This window comes from Pseudooceanicola antarcticus, assembly GCF_900215355.1.
GTDB lineage: Bacteria > Pseudomonadota > Alphaproteobacteria > Rhodobacterales > Rhodobacteraceae > Pseudooceanicola > Pseudooceanicola antarcticus.
In genome coordinates, this window is record NZ_OBEA01000004.1 from 409,429 (window position 1) to 425,958 (window position 16,530).

The 16,530-nt window shown below is 67.3% G+C and carries 15 protein-coding genes and 1 other RNA gene; 10 read left to right on the top strand and 6 right to left on the bottom strand.

Annotated features, from left to right (window positions below):
• Positions 1 to 105 precede the first annotated feature (105 nt).
• From CRO50_RS12660 to eno, 3 genes are all read left to right on the top strand, one after another.
• The gene (locus tag CRO50_RS12660) at positions 106 to 594 is read left to right on the top strand and encodes a Fur family transcriptional regulator (RefSeq protein WP_232617820.1); all 489 of its coding nucleotides are present in this window, start codon (positions 106 to 108) and stop codon (positions 592 to 594) included.
• A 138-nt stretch (positions 595 to 732) separates the two neighbouring features.
• Positions 733 to 1,632, top strand: coding sequence for a DMT family transporter (locus tag CRO50_RS12665; RefSeq protein ID WP_097146277.1), 900 nt, complete (start codon positions 733 to 735; stop codon positions 1,630 to 1,632).
• A gap of 129 nt (positions 1,633 to 1,761) precedes the next feature.
• A complete protein-coding gene (eno, locus tag CRO50_RS12670; RefSeq protein ID WP_097146278.1) occupies positions 1,762 to 3,036 on the top strand; it encodes a phosphopyruvate hydratase in 1,275 nt (424 codons plus the stop codon).
• A gap of 118 nt (positions 3,037 to 3,154) precedes the next feature.
• On the opposite strand, the gene CRO50_RS12675 is transcribed toward eno, so the two are convergent.
• Positions 3,155 to 3,424 (bottom strand): DUF2798 domain-containing protein, encoded by a 270-nt coding sequence (locus CRO50_RS12675; RefSeq protein WP_097146279.1) that lies wholly within the window; start codon positions 3,422 to 3,424, stop codon positions 3,155 to 3,157.
• Positions 3,425 to 3,662: 238 nt separating this feature from the next.
• Here CRO50_RS12675 and CRO50_RS12680 point away from each other — a divergent pair, with 238 nt between their 5' ends.
• Positions 3,663 to 4,091: a cupin domain-containing protein gene (locus tag CRO50_RS12680; protein ID WP_097146280.1), complete on the top strand. Its 429-nt coding sequence runs from the start codon at positions 3,663 to 3,665 to the stop codon at positions 4,089 to 4,091.
• Between the two features lie 473 nt (positions 4,092 to 4,564).
• On the opposite strand, the gene pgi is transcribed toward CRO50_RS12680, so the two are convergent.
• The 4 genes from pgi to CRO50_RS12700 form a co-directional block, all read right to left on the bottom strand.
• Complete coding sequence (gene pgi, locus CRO50_RS12685; RefSeq protein WP_097146281.1) at positions 4,565 to 6,169, bottom strand: glucose-6-phosphate isomerase; 1,605 nt, start codon at positions 6,167 to 6,169, stop codon at positions 4,565 to 4,567.
• A 60-nt stretch (positions 6,170 to 6,229) separates the two neighbouring features.
• Entirely contained in the window at positions 6,230 to 6,901 is a 672-nt protein-coding gene (pgl, locus tag CRO50_RS12690; RefSeq protein ID WP_097146282.1) for a 6-phosphogluconolactonase, read from the bottom strand.
• A gap of 74 nt (positions 6,902 to 6,975) precedes the next feature.
• Positions 6,976 to 8,427, bottom strand: coding sequence for a glucose-6-phosphate dehydrogenase (zwf, locus tag CRO50_RS12695; protein ID WP_097146283.1), 1,452 nt, complete (start codon positions 8,425 to 8,427; stop codon positions 6,976 to 6,978).
• Positions 8,428 to 8,672: 245 nt separating this feature from the next.
• Entirely contained in the window at positions 8,673 to 9,803 is a 1,131-nt protein-coding gene (locus CRO50_RS12700) for an anhydro-N-acetylmuramic acid kinase (protein ID WP_097146284.1), read from the bottom strand.
• A gap of 64 nt (positions 9,804 to 9,867) precedes the next feature.
• Between CRO50_RS12700 and tyrS the strand changes: the two genes are divergently transcribed.
• The gene (gene tyrS / locus CRO50_RS12705) at positions 9,868 to 11,121 is read left to right on the top strand and encodes a tyrosine--tRNA ligase (RefSeq protein WP_097146285.1); all 1,254 of its coding nucleotides are present in this window, start codon (positions 9,868 to 9,870) and stop codon (positions 11,119 to 11,121) included.
• Between the two features lie 51 nt (positions 11,122 to 11,172).
• On the opposite strand, the gene CRO50_RS12710 is transcribed toward tyrS, so the two are convergent.
• Entirely contained in the window at positions 11,173 to 11,997 is an 825-nt protein-coding gene (locus tag CRO50_RS12710; RefSeq protein ID WP_097146286.1) for a GNAT family N-acetyltransferase, read from the bottom strand.
• An 80-nt stretch (positions 11,998 to 12,077) separates the two neighbouring features.
• Between CRO50_RS12710 and ssrA the strand changes: the two genes are divergently transcribed.
• The 5 genes from ssrA (at position 12,078) to CRO50_RS12735 (ending at position 16,504) form a co-directional block, all read left to right on the top strand.
• Positions 12,078 to 12,427, top strand: a transfer-messenger RNA (tmRNA) gene (gene ssrA / locus CRO50_RS12715).
• 149 nt (positions 12,428 to 12,576) lie between these two features.
• Complete coding sequence (locus CRO50_RS12720) at positions 12,577 to 13,692, top strand: THUMP domain-containing class I SAM-dependent RNA methyltransferase (RefSeq protein ID WP_097146287.1); 1,116 nt, start codon at positions 12,577 to 12,579, stop codon at positions 13,690 to 13,692.
• Positions 13,693 to 13,854: 162 nt separating this feature from the next.
• On the top strand, positions 13,855 to 15,123 hold the full coding sequence (gene chrA / locus CRO50_RS12725; protein ID WP_232617819.1) for a chromate efflux transporter: 1,269 nt from the start codon (positions 13,855 to 13,857) through the stop codon (positions 15,121 to 15,123).
• A gap of 112 nt (positions 15,124 to 15,235) precedes the next feature.
• Entirely contained in the window at positions 15,236 to 15,754 is a 519-nt protein-coding gene (locus CRO50_RS12730) for an SspB family protein (RefSeq protein ID WP_097146288.1), read from the top strand.
• A gap of 192 nt (positions 15,755 to 15,946) precedes the next feature.
• The gene (locus tag CRO50_RS12735) at positions 15,947 to 16,504 is read left to right on the top strand and encodes a class I SAM-dependent methyltransferase (protein ID WP_097146289.1); all 558 of its coding nucleotides are present in this window, start codon (positions 15,947 to 15,949) and stop codon (positions 16,502 to 16,504) included.
• Positions 16,505 to 16,530: the final 26 nt, after the last annotated feature.

Here is a 16,530-nt window from a genome sequence, read left to right on the forward strand (position 1 = left end):
CGCTGATCCGGGGCCGGCGCGCCTCCGCCTGCCGGTCCGGCCAAAAGCCTTGCCGCCCCGGCTGCGACCTGAGAAAAAGGGCTCCACCACCGGCGCAAGGTTCAGATGGCCAAGAGAGACACGATACGACACCGTTGCGAAGGCGCGGGGCTGAGGATGACGGAACAGCGCCGGGTGATCTCGGACGTGCTGGACCAGTCGCGCGACCACCCCGACGTGGAAGAGTTGCACGCCCGCGCAAATGCCCGCGACCCGAAGATCTCTCTGGCGACGGTCTATCGGACGGTGAAGGTCTTTGAAGAGGCCGGCATCCTGGAAAAGGTCGATTTCGGCGATGGCCGCGCGCGCTACGAGGATGCAGAGCGCGCCCACCACGATCACCTCATCGACGTGACCACGGGGCGGGTGATCGAGTTCTGCGACCCCGAGATCGAAGCCCTGCAGGAAAAGATCGCCGCGAAGCTGGGCTACCGGCTGCAGGGCCACCGGCTGGAGCTCTACGGCGTGCCAGAGGCCACCTCCGAAGAGGATCGGGTCGCAGAGGCTGACGATGCGATCGGCGGGGACACACCCGCGAAGAAGGCCGGGCACTAGGACGCACCGGGGCCGGGACCCGCGCATGGGCGCGAACCCGGCTATGCGCAGGCAGAGCTTGTGGCCCCGCAAGGCCGGTGCTAGCCCGGCGCCATTGCCAAGGGCCGCGGCCCCTCTCCCAGTTTCCGGACCCGTACAATGCAGAACCTCAGGGGCATCGCCCTCGTCATCCTTGCCATGGTCTTCTTCACCATCGAGGACGGGTTCAACAAGTTCCTGACCGGCAGCCTTCCGGCGGGCCAGATCATGGTGCTGCTCGGCACCGGCGGGATCATCCTCTTCGGCGCCATCTGCGCGGGGCAACGCGCCCCGGTGCTGGGGCCGCTGTCGCGCCATCCGGCGGTGATCACCCGCACCATTGCCGAGGGGTTCTCGACCCTCTTCTTCATCTCGGCACTGGCGCTGGTGCCCATTGCCACCGTGGGCGCGGTCTTCCAGGCCACCCCGCTGGCGATCACCCTGGGCGCGGCGCTCTTTCTGGGTGAAAGCGTCGGCTGGCGGCGCTGGTCGGCCATCGGGGTTGGTTTCGTCGGCGTGCTGATCGTGATCCGGCCGGGTCTCGAAGGCTTCCGCCCCGAGGCGCTGCTGGTGCTGGGCGCGGTGCTGTCGGTCGCGGTGCGCGACCTCTCGGCCCGGCGCATGCCCGAGGCCCTGCCCTCGACCGTGGCGGCCTTCCTGGCCTTCTCGATCCTGGTGCCCACGGGCTTCGTGCTGCTGGCCATCGAGGGGCGCAGCTGGCAGGGCATGAGCCTGCCGCAATCGGGCATGATGCTGCTCTCCTTCCTGTCGATGGCAGCGGGCTATTACTGTGTGCTGCTGGCGACCCGCATTGGCGATGCCTCGGCTGTCACCCCCTTCCGCTATACCCGGCTTCTCTTCACCCTGATCATGGGCGCGCTGGTCTTCGGAGAGATCCCGGACCTGATGACCTACATCGGCGCCACGCTGATCCTCGGCTCGGGCCTTTACACCTTCCTGCGCGAACGCCGCCTGGCGCGCAGGACCTTGGCTGAAAGTCGCGCCACTCCGCTGCCCTGAGGCGCAGGGCGCGGTGCCCGGCTGCAAACATTCCGCGGAAAGCGGCAATCTTTGCAGCCCCGCCTTTCCAAGCCTGGATTGTGCCTCTACAAAACGGGTCAAAGGCCCCTGGACAGAGGATATTTCCAGATGAGCACCATTATCGACATTCACGCCCGCGAGATTCTCGACAGCCGCGGCAATCCCACGGTCGAGGTCGACGTGATCCTCGAAGACGGAACCCTGGGCCGCGCCGCCGTGCCCTCGGGCGCCTCCACCGGCGTTCACGAGGCCGTCGAGAAGCGGGACGGCGACAAGTCGCGCTACATGGGCAAGGGCGTGCTTGAAGCGGTCGCGGCGGTCAACGGCGAGACCGCCGAGGCCCTCGTCGGCTTCGACGCCACCGAGCAGCAGGGCATCGACGCCGCCATGATCGAGCTCGACGGCACCCCCAACAAGGGCCGCCTGGGCGCCAACGCCATCCTCGGCGTGTCGCTGGCCGTGGCCAAGGCGGCTGCCGATTTCACCTCCCAGCCCCTGTTCCGCTATGTCGGCGGCACCTCGGCGCGCGTGCTGCCGGTGCCGATGATGAACATCATCAACGGCGGCGAGCATGCCGACAACCCGATCGACATCCAGGAATTCATGATCATGCCCGTCTCGGCCGCGAATATCCGCGAAGCCGTGCGCATGGGCTCGGAAGTGTTCCACACCCTGAAGAAAGAGCTCTCGGCCGCCGGCATGTCCACCGGCCTTGGCGACGAAGGCGGCTTCGCGCCCGAGCTGGGCTCGACCACCGATGCGCTCGACTTCATCCTGAAGTCCATCGAGAAGGCCGGCTACAAGCCCGGCGAGGACATCTACCTGGCCCTCGACTGCGCCTCGACCGAATACTTCGTGGACGGCAAGTACGAGATGAAGGGCGAAGGCAAGTCCCTGACCTCGGCCGAGAACGCCGACTACCTGAAAGCGCTCTGCGACGCCTACCCGATCATCTCGATCGAGGACGGCATGGCAGAGGATGATTGGGAAGGCTGGAAGCTGCTGACCGACCTGCTGGGCGACAAGGTGCAACTGGTGGGCGATGACCTCTTCGTCACCAACCCCGAGCGCCTGGCCATGGGCATCGAACAGGGCGTGGCCAACTCCATGCTGGTCAAGGTGAACCAGATCGGTTCGCTCTCCGAGACGCTGAAGGCCGTGGATATGGCGCATCGCGCCCGCTACACCAACGTCATGTCGCACCGCTCGGGCGAGACCGAGGATGCCACCATCGCCGACCTCGCCGTGGCCACCAACTGCGGTCAGATCAAGACCGGCTCGCTGGCCCGGTCCGACCGGCTGGCCAAGTACAACCAGCTGATCCGTATCGAGGAAATGCTGGGCGAGACCGCCGAATACGCCGGCCGCTCGATCCTGAAGTAAGCCCTTCCGACGATCAGGTGAAATGCCTGATCTCTCGCGCGCGCCCCGAGCCCCTGGCTGCGGGGCGCGTTGCGTTTCAGGGGGGGCCTGAGGCGCGCCCCTGAAACGCAGGCTCCGGTCAGCCCCGGATGCGCGCCCCCAGGCCGAGGGTCAGCCCGGCCAGCTTGAAGGACATCGGGCCGATCACCAGCGCGAAGAGGAAGGCCACGGGCCAGGCGGTCAGCCAGCGCTGCATCCAGGTTGCGAACCAACCGGGGTTGAACCCGAAGGGCAGGATCGACATGCAGAAGGTCATCGCCAGCGCCATCAGGCACGAGATGAAGAGCTGCGCCAGGATCACCACGGCTTTGGTCTGAGGTGCCGCGGGCGGCGGGGAGGTCTTGGTCATTGCTATCTCCGATGGGGGCACCCCCGGAGATCATCCGTCGGGCGCCCGTGGGGTGGGCGCCTGGAATCGGAAACGATACACTCGCGATCCATCCGCCGCTCGGGGCGAAGATCGTGACCGGGCTAACCAACCGGCCTTGCGTTTTTCGGCGTCGATTGGCTACCTCGGGTCCATGTCAGTGTCAATCGCGGGTAGGCCGGGACACGGGCCCGCCGCCGGACAACCAAGGAAGCTCTCCATGACCGCAGATGAGATCATCGCCCTTCTCGACCTCGCTCCGCACCCCGAGGGCGGCCATTTCCGCCAGACCTGGATTGCCCGGGCCGACGAGGGCAGCCGCGCGGCGGGCACCTGTATCTATTTCCTGCTGCGCGAGGGCGAAGCCAGCCATTGGCACCATGTCGATGCCGCAGAGATCTGGCACCACTACGCCGGCGCCCCGGTGGCCCTTCGCATCTCGGCCAGCGACGAGGGTCCGGCAGAGACGCAGATCCTGGGCCCCGACCTGGCCGCGGGGCAGCGCCCGCAAGGCATCGTGCCCGAGGGTCATTGGCAGGCGGCCAGGGCGCTTGGGGGCTGGGCCCTGGTGGGCTGCACCGTCTCGCCCGCTTTCGACTTCGCAGGCTTCACCTTGGCGCCAGAGGGCTTCGACATCCCCGGCGCATGACCCGCGCGGCGGCATGAGCTTCACCATGGATTTCATGCCATTGCACTTTTTTCGGAAAAACATCGCAGAGGCTGAAACTCTTCCCGAGCAGGCGCCGTAACTCTCACAAGGCCTTCAGAGGCTGGCGTAACGAGTGCCATTGTTTCGGCATGTAAGAGTTCTGCTGTTGTCAGGCGGGCGACCCTTGTTCGGGCGTCCGCCGAACAGGCTTCGTGGTCCGTTTCCGGAAGAGCGTCTGTCCCTGGCGCCGTTTCCCGAGTGCCGGAAGCTGGGCCACGAAGGGCTTGTGCGATATGGCGCCCCACACCGCCTTGCGGACAAGTCCTTGGGGGGCGGGGTCCCGCTCCCGCCTCCCATTTTTGCCTTTTCAGACATGCCGTGCGGCCAGCGCGGACAAAGGGCCATGGGCCCGCTCTCGGCGAGCCTGCACTGGCCCCTTCATCAGCGCTGGGATCTCGGTCGGAAGCTGCTGCTCAGCGCGCCGCGCGGATCACCGCGACCAGCCCTGCGGTCGAGCCATCCTTGCCTTCGGTCCCCTCTTCGCCCGAGAGGATCGGAGAGAGCTTCACCGCCAGTTCCTTGCCCAGCTCGACGCCCCACTGGTCGTAGGAGTTGATGCCCAGGATCACCCCCTCGACGAAGACACGATGCTCGTAGAGCGCCACGATCTGGCCCAGCACGAAGGGCGTCAGCTTGGGATAGACCAGCGTGGTCGAGGGACGGTTGCCGGGGAAGACGCGGTGGCGCGCCTGGCGCTCCAGCTCGGCGCCCTCCAGGCCCTTGGCGGCCATGATCTCTGTCGCCTCGTCCAGCGAGCGGCCACGCAGCAGCGCTTCGGACTGGGCCAGGCAATTGGCAATCAGCAGATCGTGCTGATGCGCAAGCTCGGGCTCGTGCCCCTCGATGCCGACCATGAATTCGCACGGCACCACGCGGGTGCCCTGGTGGATCAACTGGTAGAAGGCATGCTGGCCATTGGTGCCCGGCTCGCCCCAGACGACGGGGCCTGAGTGGATCTGCAGGTCGCTGCCATCCATGGCGACGCGCTTGCCGTTGCTCTCCATCTCCATCTGCTGGAGATAGGCAGGCAGACGGGCCAGGCGCTGCTCGTAGGGCAGCACGGCGCGGGTGGCATAGCCCAGGCCCTGGTTGTGCCAGATCCCGACGAGGGCCAGCAGCACCGGCAGGTTGTCCTGCAGCGGCGCAGAGCGGAAATGGCTGTCCATCGCCTCGCCGCCCTTGAGGAACTCGCGGAAGGCTTCGGCGCCGATGGCGATCATCACCGCCAGGCCAATCGGCCCCCACATGGAATAGCGCCCGCCGACCCAATCCTCGAAGCCGAAGACGCGCGAGGTGTCGATGCCCCATTCCGCGGTCTTCTCCTGGTTCGAGCTGAGTGCAGCGAATTGCGCACCGGGGTCCGAGACCTTCTCGGCCATCCAGTCCCAGGCGGTGCGGGCATTGGTCATGGTCTCGATGGTGGTGAAGGTCTTCGAGGCGACGATGACCAGCGTCCGGGTCGGGTCAAGCCCGCGCAGGGCGTCATGGATATGCGCCCCGTCGACGTTGGAGACGAAATGGCAACGCGGCCCGTCGGCGAAGGGTTGCAGGGCGATCTCGGCCATGGCCGGGCCAAGGTCAGAGCCGCCGATGCCGATGTTCACCACATCGGTGATCCGGCCCCCCTGCCCCTCGAAGTCCCCAGCCCGCACGGCGTCCGAGAATTGCTGCATGCGCTCGAGCGTGGCCAGAACGCCGGGCATCACGTCGGCACCGTCGACCTCGACCGGCTGGGCAGAGAGGTTGCGCAGCGCAGTGTGCAGCACGGCGCGCCCCTCGGTTTCGTTGATCTTCGCGCCGCCGAACATGGCCTCGCGCTTGGCCAGCAGATCGGCCGCGGTGCAGAGCGCCAGCAGGGCCTCACGGGTTTCGGCGCAGATATTGGTTTTCGAGAAGTCGAAGAGCAGCCCGTCGGCGCTGACCGAGAAATGCTCGAAACGGGCACTGTCGGCAGCAAAGAGATCGAGGATGGCGCGGTCGCCGTAGGCCTCGGCGAGGCGAGAGATATCTTGCCACATGGCTGGATGCTCCTTGGAATACGGGGGTGGGCCGGTGTCCCCGGCCCGACGGGAAAGGGTTCAGGGGGCCCAGTGGACCACGGCGCCGGGCAGGATGGCCGCGATCGGCGCCTGCTCGGGCTTCTTGTGCTGGGCCTCTTCCAGCACCCGGCGCTTCTCGTCGCCCATGATCACCACGTGGGTGGACATGGCGCCCTTGAGGTAGCGCGCGGTGATGGTGATGCGCGGCTCGCCCGCGCCCTCGGCCCGCATCGGCAGCAGGATCGGCGCATCCGGGGCCAGGGCCTCGGCCAGGCGGTCGGCGCCGGGGAAGAGGCTGGCGGTATGGGCATCGGTGCCCATGCCCAGCAGAAGCACGTTGATCGGCAGATGCGGGCGCAGCCCCTCAGAGAGGCCATCCATGGCCGCATCGGGTTCGGGCACGTCGACGTGCAGCGGCAGCAGGCTGGCCGCCGCCGCATGGCCCTGGAGCAGCCGCTGGCGCAGCAGCGCGGTGTTGGACCGCGGCGAGCTTTCCGGCACCCAGCGTTCGTCGTTCAGCACGACGTCAACGCGGTCCCACTCAAGCTTCACGGCGGTCAGCGCGTCGAAGATCGGCCCCGGCGTGGTTCCGCCGGGCACACAGAAGGTAACCCGGTCCTCATGGCGCAGCGCAGCGCCCAGCTCGGATGCGAGGGAATCGGCCAGGCTCAGCGCCAGCAGATCCCGGTCGGGATATTCCTTGAATTCCATAGTCCTGTCCCATCAGCCCGTGGTGAAGGGAGCGCCCGCGGGGGCGCTGTCCCGTTGGTCGCGGCCAGAATGCCTCAGGCGCGGATGTCGCGCCAGCGGCGTCCTTCCCTGTGCATCATCGCTAGCGCCTCTTCCGGCCCGGTCGAGCCGGTTTCATAGGGCACCGGCTTGTCGCCGCGGTTTTCCCAGGAGGCGATCAGCGGATCGGCCCAGGCCCAGGCGGCCTCGACCTCGTCGCCGCGCATGAACAGCGTCTGGTTGCCGCGGATCACGTCCATGATCAACCGCTCGTAGGCGTCCGGCACATCCTCGGCCTCGGGGCCCAAGGCCTCGGCGAAGGTCATGTCGAGCGGCACGTCGACAAGACGCATGCCCCCCGGACCCGGTTCCTTGATCGTCACGAAGAGGTCCATGCCCTCGTTCGGCTGCAGGCGGATCGTCAGCACGTTGCGGTGCCGGCCAGCCTCTTCGCCGAAGATCGAATGCGGGGTCTCCTTGAAGACCACGGCGATTTCCGAGCTGCGGGCGCGCAGCCGCTTGCCGGTGCGCATGTAGAAGGGCGTGCCGGCCCATCTCCAGTTCGAGACCTCGACCCGCAGGGCGATGAAGCTCTCTGTCTTGCTGTCGGGATCGCCCGCGTGCTCCAGGTAGCCCGGCTTCTTGCCGTCGGCTAGGTACTGGCCACGCACCACGTCCTCCAGCGGCACGGCGTTGAGCGCGCGGATCACCTTCAGTTTCTCGTCACGCACCGCGTCGGGGTCGAACTTGGCGGGCGGCTCCATCGCGGTCAGGCACAGGAGCTGCATCAGGTGGTTCTGCACCATGTCCCGCATCGCACCCGAGCGGTCATAGTATTCGCCGCGCCCGTCGACCCCCACGGTCTCGGCCACGGTGATCTGGATGTGGTCGATGTACTGGGAATTCCACAGCGGTTCGAACAGCATGTTGCCGAAGCGCACGGCCATCAGGTTCTGGACGGTTTCCTTGCCCAGGTAATGGTCGATCCGGTAGATCTGGCTTTCGTCGAAATGCTCGGCCAGCGCCGCGTTCAGCGCCTTGGCCGAGGCCAGGTCCTTGCCGAAGGGCTTCTCGACCACGATGCGGGTCTCGGAATCGGCAATGCCATGGGCGTGCAGGCGCTCGGCCAGGGCGCCGAAAAGGCTGGGGGCGACGGAGAAATAGAAGGCGCGCACCCGGTTCTCGCCCATGAGCGCGGCCAGCTCTTTCCAGCCGGCCTCGCCCAGGGCGTCGACCTGGACGTATTCCAGCCGCTCGAGGAAGCCTTCCAGTTGCTCGGGAGAGCCGCTCTTCGGGTCGAACTCGGCAATGGCATCGGCGATCATCTGGCGGAATTCGGCGGTCTCATGTTCGGAGCGCGCGGCGCCGATGATGCGGGAGTTGTCCTCCATCTGGCCCGAGCAATAGCGGCGATAGAGACCCGGCAGGATCTTGCGTCGGGCAAGATCGCCAGTGCCGCCGAAAATGACCAGATCGAAGGGATCGACGGGAATCACGCGCGAGACCATCGGAGCTCCTTTCCCTAGAGCTTTGAGACATCCGGGCCGGGGCCCTGCCGCACCGCGGCACGGGCGCACCATAGCAGAGAACACGGCGCTGCCAATGGGTTGTGTTAGCGATAACTTCCCCTATCGGGGCTGGGTGCGGGATCGGGGCCACACATGCGGGGCGCGGTGCTGAAGGGCCGGGCATTTCCGCAGCTTGCAGGAGGCACGCCGCCTCCGGCGGGAGTGTTTTCAGCCTGGTGATGAGATCAGCTCAGCGCCCCTGCGGTCGGCCGCGAGATCTCGCCGCCGCCGATGGCCATCTTCACCCCGGTGGTGCCCGCGCAGGAGGTGGGCAGCCCGTGATAGACCCGCGCCGCGAGGAAGGCGAAGGCCTGGGCCTCAAGCATGTCGCCATCGAGACCCGCGTCCTCGACCGGCACCACGGGACAATCGAGAGAGACGGCCAGCATCTCCATCAGCACCGGGTTGAGCCGCCCCCCGCCGGTGACCAGCAGGCGCTCTGGGGGATGGGGCAGATGCTCCATCCCGCGCAGCACGGCGCTGGCGGACATGGCCGTCAGGGTGGCGGCGGCATCGGCATCGCAGAGCTCGCCCACGAGGCGCACCATGGTGGCGAAATCGTTGCGGTCGAGCGACTTCGGCGGCAGGCGCGAGAAATAGGGATCGTCGAGGAAGAGCTCCAGCGCGCCCTCGGCGACGGTCCCTTGCGCGGCCAGCGCACCGTCCCTGTCGTAGGCCAGGCCCCGGCGGGCCTGCATCAGGTCGTCGATGGGCGCATTGGCCGGGCCTGTGTCGAAGGACAGCAGCGCGCCGGGGGTCTCGGGTGCCGGGTGCAGCGGATCGACCCAGGTCAGGTTGCCGACGCCTCCGAGGTTGAGAAAGGCCATGGGGCGGGTCCCGGACAGGTGGCGGGCCAGGGCGTGGTGGTAGAAGGGTGCCAGCGGCGCGCCCTCGCCGCCCATGGCCACATCGGCGGAGCGGAAATCCCAGGCCACCGGCACGCCAAGGGTGCGGGCCAGATCGGCGCCATTGCCCGCCTGGAAGGTGCCCCGCCCGCGCGGTTCATGGGCCAGGGTCTGGCCATGAAAGCCCACCAGGTCGATGCCCTCGAACCCCGACAGGAGCTCTGCATGGGCGGTCTGGATGACCGCTTCGGCGGCGGCGAGGCGGTCGGGCGCCTCGCCGGGCCAGAGGCCCAGTGCCGCGCGCAGGCAGGCGCGCTCGGCATCGCTGTAGCGGCGATAGGCCGAGGGGCCGAAGCCCGTGATGCGCTGCCCGTCGGTTTCGACCACGGCCGCATCGACCCCGTCCAGCGAAGTGCCCGACATGGCGCCGAGGACACGCAGCACGGGCCGGCTGGAATTGCGCTTCGACATGGTCTTTCCCTTCGAGGTCCCTATGACTATAGGTTGCCGCGCAACCCTGATACGGACAAGAGCGATGACCTACACCCCCAAATCCGAATTCCTCAATGTGATGCAGGAACGCGGCTTCGTGGCCGATTGCACGGATTACCAGGGCCTCGACGAGGCGCTGCTGAAGGGGGTTGTGCCCGGCTATATCGGCTATGACGCCACGGCGGCTTCGCTGCACGTGGGCCACCTGATGAACATCATGATGCTGCGCTGGTTCCAGAAGCTGGGCGGCAAGCCGATCACGCTGATGGGCGGCGGCACCACCAAGGTGGGCGATCCCTCGTTCCGCAGCGACGAGCGCCCCCTGCTGGGGCCGGAACAGATCCAGGCCAACATCGACGGCATGGGCCAGGTCTTTGCGCGCTACCTCTCCTACGGCGAAGCGCCCTCGGACGCCCTGATGCTGAACAATGCCGAATGGCTGGACGGGCTGAACTACCTTGAGTTCCTGCGCGACATCGGTCGCCACTTCAGCGTCAACCGCATGCTGTCGTTTGAATCGGTGAAGTCGCGCCTGGATCGCGAGCAATCGCTGTCCTTCCTCGAATTCAACTACATGATCCTGCAGGCCTACGACTTCCTCGAGCTGAACCGGCGCTACGGCTGCCTGGTGCAGATGGGCGGCTCGGACCAGTGGGGCAATATCGTCAACGGCATCGACCTGACCCGCCGCGTGCTGGATCACGAGATCTACGGTCTGACCACGCCGCTGCTGGCGACCTCGGACGGCAAGAAGATGGGCAAGAGCGCCAATGGCGCCATCTGGCTCAACGGCGACATGCTGAGCCCCTACGAGTTCTGGCAGTTCTGGCGCAACACCACCGATGCCGACGTGGGCCGCTTCGCCAAGCTCTACACCGAGCTTCCGGTGGATGAATGCGACCGCCTGGGTGCGCTCGGCGGCTCCGAGATCAACGAAGCCAAGGTGATCCTGGCCAATGCCGTCACCGCGCTGCTGCACGGCGAAGAGGCCGCGAAGACCGCCGAGGCCACTGCCCGCGAGGTCTTCGAGAAAGGCGGCGTCGGGGGTGATCTGCCGACGCTGGAATTGACCGCCGAGGAAGTGGGCGACGGGATCTCCATCGCGCAGCTCATCGTGCGCTCTGGCCTGGCCAAGACCGGCAAGGAGGCCAAGCGCCTGATCGCCGACAATGGCGCCAAGCTGGACGATGCACCGCTGACCGATGCCGGGTTGATGCTGGACGCAGCCGCGCTGTCGCAGACGGTGAAGCTTTCCGCCGGCAAGAAGCGCCACGCGCTGGTCAAGCTGGCGGGCTGAGCCCAGCCGAAAACGGATTGCGAAGGGGCCCCTTGCGGGCCCCTTTTGCGTTCATCCCAGCTCCATCGAGGCCACGGCCATCAGCCGGCCGTCTCCCTTGGGTGCCGGGCCCCTGTACATGCGGGCGGCGGCGAAGGTCTCGACGAAGCCAAGGCTTTCCAGCACGGCTCCAAGGGGGCTCTGCGGCGTGATGTCGATGAAGACCGGCTCTGCAGGCAGCGCGGCCAGGGCGGCGCGGATCAGCCGCAGGGCGGTCTCTGGATCGGGGGCCACCACGGGGCCGATCTTCACCCCCTCACGGCAACCACGGATGGTGACGAAGGCCTGCGCCTCGGGGGCGATCAGGCTGCGGCGGGCCTCGGTCTCGGTCAGCCAGCCGGTCAGGAAGGCCGCGCGGTCATAGCCGCAGGCGGCGCGGTCCAAGCCCAGGATCTGCGGCAGATCGACCGGGGTCACGGAGCGGATGGCGGGATCGCCCTGCCCTTCGAGCTGGCCTGACATCCGCCGGGTCATGCCCTGCCGGGTGAAACCGGACCTGACGTAATTCGCCTCCTGCGCCGCGACGCCATCCAGTCCCACCGTCCGCGTGCCCGCATGCCCGAGCGCATGGGTCCAGAGCCCCATGCCGATGCCCTGCCCGCGAAACGCCTGTTTGCAGATGTAGAAGCCCAGGAAGGCGAAATCCGGCGCATGGTTCACCACCGAGATACAGGCCACAGGAGCGCCCTCGACCTCGGCCAGGAAGAAGCCCTGGGGGTCGGCGCCATGGAAGGGCGCGGCATCCTCAAGGCCCGGATTCCAGCCCTCGGCGGCGGCCCATTCGGCCATCAGTGCCAGGTCCTCGGCGCGGGCGGTTCGATAGGTGGCGGTGGTCATCAGGGCTCCTCTTCGTGGCGGCTCAGGGTTGCCGCCGCGTGGGGCCGGGTCAAGGCAGAGAGGAAAATCCGTTCAGTTTCCCCCTTCAAATCCGCCTGCAGCCGCCCTATATCTCAGCTGTCACTTCGGTGACTATGGGCATAAACGCGCATGTAATAAGCGGATCGGACCCGGGGGCGGTACCCGGCGGCTCCACCATACATCCCTTGTTGGGGGATCATGGGGCCGAAATAGGATCGACGAACGTGTAAAGATGTAGCTTTGTCCCGGTGAGATACCACCGTTATCGGTTCGCTAAGTACAATTGCCAACAACAATCGTGCTCCGGTTGCTCTGGCTGCGTAAGCAGTTAGAAATACCGAAACTTAAGCCCTTGGGCCTAGCAGCTTAAGGCGGGGTTCGCAGGTACCTGGCAACAGAAACCTGCACTTACCTCCCCCCCATTCCATCGCTTTTTTCGCGCCAAGCGCTTCGCCTCTGCAAAGCGGGCAAGATCCGTCCGCGATTGGCCCCCTGGCGGGAAGGCGAAAGCGCGGCCTTGGCTCTCGCCTCTGCTGTCGCTTCGCTGTATCAGGCGCCATGAGCGCTGCATTCGAGATATTCCTGCAAGGGGCCCCCGGCCTCGAAGAGATCCTGGCCGAGGAGGCCCGTGACTCCGGTTTCACCCATGCCGAGCCCGTGCCCGGCGGCGCGGTGCTGAAAGGCCAGTGGACCACGGTCTGGCGTGCCAACCTGAAACTGCGCGGCGCCAATGCGGTGCTGGCGCGGATCGGCGGCTTTCCGGCGGTTCACCTGGCGCAGCTCGACAAGCGGGCGCGCGGCTTTGCCTGGGGCGAGGTGCTGCGCGCGGACGTGCCGCTGCGGGTCGAGGTCGTGGCCTCGAAGAAATCGAAGATCTACCACGCCGGGGCCGCCCAGGAGCGGATCGAGCGGGCCTTGTCCGAGGACTTCGGCGCAACGATCGACCCCGGCGCGCAACTCACCCTGAAGACCCGTATCCAGCGCGACTACGTGCAGTTCAGCGTCGACACCAGCGGCGAGGGGCTGCACAAGCGCGGCCACAAGCCCGCCGTCGGCAAGGCCCCGATGCGCGAGACCCTGGCCGCGCTCTTCCTGCGCCAGGCGGGCTACCGGGGCGACGAGCCGGTGCTGGACCCGATGTGCGGCTCGGGCACCTTCGTGCTGGAAGCGGCCGAGATCGCCGCCGGCCTCTGGCCCGGCCGTGACCGGGCCTTTGCCTTCGAGCATCTCGCCACCTTCAAGCCCGAGCTCTACGCCAAGATCCGTGCCGAGGCCCCCGCGCCCGCGACGGATCTGCCCGACTTCCACGGCTCTGACCGCAACGCGGGTGCCGTCGAGATGGCCGGGCGCAACGCCGACGCGGCCGGGCTGGCAGGGGCGATCCGCTTCCACCACCGCGCGCTCTCGGACATCGCGCGGCCCGAGGGCAAGCCGGGCCTGGTGATCATCAACCCGCCCTACGGCGCGCGGATCGGCGACCGGCGGCAGCTCTTTGCCCTTTACGCCCGGATCGGAGAGGTCCTGCGCGAGCGGTTCAGTGGCTGGCGCGCGGCGATCATCACCTCGGATGGCGGGCTGGCGCGGGCCAGCGGGCTGCCCTTCCTGCCGACGACGCCCCCGGTCGATCACGGCGGGCTGAAGGTCACGCTCTACCACACTGCCCCCCTGCCCTGAGCATCACTTCTGCGAGCGCGCCTGACGGGCAACCTGGCTTCGGTGGCGTGGCTTCGCGGTCGCGCCGCAGCACCTGAAATCCGCGGTGCGCGAAGCGGGCTTGACCGCCCTCGCCGCGGCCGAAATGGTGCCGCCAGGAGCCCCAGGACCGAGGACCTAGCGATGCAAATCCCCCAGGAAACGCCCTCGTGGCGGCAGATGCTGGCCGCCTTCGGGCGCATCGGCCTGGTCAGCTTCGGCGGACCAGCGGCGCAGATCTCGGTGATGCACCGCGAGCTGGTCGAGCGGCGCAGGTGGATGCAGGAAGAGGGCTTCCTGGGCGCGCTCAGCTTCTGCATGCTGCTGCCCGGACCCGAGGCAATGCAGCTGGCCACCTATGCCGGTTGGCGGCTGCGTGGCATCGCGGGCGGGCTGCTGGCCGGGATGCTCTTCGTGGCCCCCGGCGCGCTGGTGGTGGCATTGCTGGCGCTGGCCTATGTGGAATGGGGCACCCTGCCCGAAGTGCAGGCCGCCTTCCTCGGCATCAAGGCGCTGGTCGTGGTGCTGGTCTGCCAGGCGCTGTGGCGACTGTCGCAGAAGGCGCTAACCGGCAAGGCGCAACGGCTGTGGGCCATGGGCGCCTTCGTGGCGCTTTTCGCCTTCGCCCTGCCTTTCCCGCTCTTGATCCTGGCAGCAGGGACCTGGGGGCTGCTGCAACCAGCCAGCGCATCCAACCCGCCCGCACCCGCGCCCGCCCAGGGGCCCGGCGCGCGGCGCAGCCTGCTTGTGGCGCTGGCCTGGGGGCTGGCGTGGCTGGCACCGCTGCTGGCGCTGCATCTTGCCGGCCAGACCTTCCTGTTCGAGCTCGGCGCCTTCTTCGCCCGCCTGGCGGTGCTCAGCTTCGGCGGCGCCTATGCGCTGCTGGCCTGGATGGCCCAGGTCACGGTCGAAACCCACGGCTGGCTGAGCCCCGGACAGATGATCGACGCCCTTGGCCTGGCCGAGACCACGCCGGGCCCGCTGATCCTGGTCACCCAGTTCGTCGCCATGGTGGCGGGCGCGCTCCGGCAGGGGCCGGGGCTGGGGCTGGCGGCAGGCGTGCTGACGCTCTGGGTGACTTTCCTGCCCTGCTTCCTCTTCATCTTCACCTTCGCCCCGCATGTGGAGCGCCTGCTCGGCCAGCCCCGCCTGAGGGCCGCGCTGGCGGCAATAACGGCGGCGGTTGTGGGCGTCATCGCCTCGCTGGCGCTGTGGTTCGCGCTGCATGTGCTCTTTGCGCTGATCGGCAGCCTGGGCCCGCTGCCGCTGCCCCAGCTCAGCAGTTTCCAGCCCATCCCCGCGCTCTTGATCCTGGCCGCCGCGGGCCTTCTGATCGGGCTGCGCAGGGGCCTTCTGGAAAGCCTCGCGGTGATGGCAGGGCTGGGTCTGGCGACGCAGATTCTGGCCCTGTGAGCCGCCCGATCCCCCCCCGCAAGAGAGCGATGCCCGGAAATTCTGCCACATCGCCTTCCGTTTTAATTCGAATCCCCTATGCTCTGCCAAAAGTGTCCCCCGGAAGAACAAAATGGCCCGATCCATCGACTACGGAAACCTGATGCACCGCGCGATGCGCAAGCTGATCCATGACGTACTGACGGACGTGGCTGAAAACGGGCTGCCCGGCGCGCATCACTTCTTCATCACCTTCGATACCACCCATGACCAGGTCGAGCTCGCCGCCTGGCTGCGCGACCGCTACCCCACCGAGATGACGGTGGTCATGCAGCACTGGTTCGAAGACCTCGATGTCTCGGAAGAAGGTTTCGCCGTCACCCTGAACTTCGGCGACAGCCCCGAGCGGATGTATATCCCCCTCGACGCGATCCTGACCTTCGTCGACCCCTCGGTCGAGTTCGGCCTGCGCTTCGAGACCCAGGATCAGGACGACGACGAGTTCGACGACGAGGACGAGGGCGATGACGATCCCACCCCGCCCGACAGCCCGCCGCCGCTGCGCGACCGTTCCAAGGCTTCCGAGAAGTCCGACGGCGAAGGCTCCAGCGGCGATGCAGAGGTCGTCAGCCTCGACGCCTTCCGCAAGTAGGCGCACTGCGACCAGAGATTTCAGGACCCGCGTCTCAGGCGCGGGTCCTTTTGCATCCGGGCCCCTGCAGGCGGAGCCGGGACTTCGGTGAATTTTTTGTAAACTCAGGAAAGATCCCTTGTTTGGCGCCGCCCGGATTGCCATTCCATAGCCAAGCCACGACACGTCGGCAGCAGCCAGGGGGATGGACAATTGGCCAGCGATTTCACGGTGTTTCTGGGTCAGATGATGCGCAAGCCGAAAGAGGTTTCGGCGATCGCGCCCTCCTCCGCGGCAGTGGCGCGGATGATGACCGAAGGGGTCGAAAGCGTCGAGGGACCGATCCTCGAGATCGGGCCGGGCACCGGCTCTTTCACCAAGGTCATCCTCGAGCGCGGTATCGCCCCCGAGCGGCTGATCCTGATGGAGCTCAACGCCCGGTTCTGCGACGAGCTGCGCCAGAAGTTCCCCGGCGTGACGGTGCTGAACCGCCCCGCGCAGGAGATCGAACAGATCGGCGTCTCGAACCTTGGCTGCGTGATCTCGGGCGTGCCGGTGCTGGCCCGTCCGCAGATCCAGCGCGAGGTGGTCGGCAATGCCTTCAAGGTCATGGCGCCGGGCGGTGTCTTCGCCCAGATCACCTATAGCCCGAACGCCCCGATCCCGCCCGAGACCCAGGCCGAGATGGGTATCACCGCCCGCAAGCGCGGCACGGTCTGGGCCAACCTGCCCCCGGCGCGGGTCTTCGAGTTCCGCCGCCGCGCCAACTGAGCCCGCATCGGGCCGCAGCCCGGCGC